Origin of the sequence: Pseudomonas sp. IT-P395, from assembly GCF_949767675.1 — a bacterium.
Classification (GTDB): domain Bacteria; phylum Pseudomonadota; class Gammaproteobacteria; order Pseudomonadales; family Pseudomonadaceae; genus Aquipseudomonas.
Map to the genome: position 1 here is coordinate 1 of NZ_CATKPW010000041.1, position 423 is coordinate 423.

Consider the following 423-nt stretch of genomic DNA (forward strand, 5'->3'; position numbering starts at 1 on the left):
TGCAGTGGTCAACTAATTCCGGACACCTCGATAGGTGGTTTTGACGCCATCGCCCGCTCGTAAACGGTCGGTGGCAGATATCCCAGTTTCGAGTGCAGCCGTTCGTTGTTGTAAAACCCAACGATGTATTCGGTGATGTCGCGGATCGCTTCAGCGTGGTTCGCGTAGTCACGTCGCCATACCCGCTCCATTTTCAAACTCAAAAAGAAGCGCTCCATCACTGCATTGTCCCAGCAATTACCTTTACGGCTCATGCTCTGCTGCATGTCGTTTCTTGCCAGTAATTCTCTGTAAGCTGCACTCGCATATTGGCTACCCCGATCTGAGTGGGCAATCAAGCCTGGTGGCGGTTGACGTTGCGCGATAGCCAGTTGCATCGCAGTGCACACCAGCTCTGCCGGCATGTTCGGAGCCATCGACCAA

General features: G+C 53.7%; 1 protein-coding gene. It reads right to left on the bottom strand.

What is annotated here, in order from left to right:
- Nucleotides 1-8: 8 nt before the first annotated feature.
- A partial coding sequence (locus ACM6IN_RS20465; protein WP_414916617.1) for an IS3 family transposase occupies nucleotides 9-423 on the bottom strand: 415 nt, incomplete at its 5' end.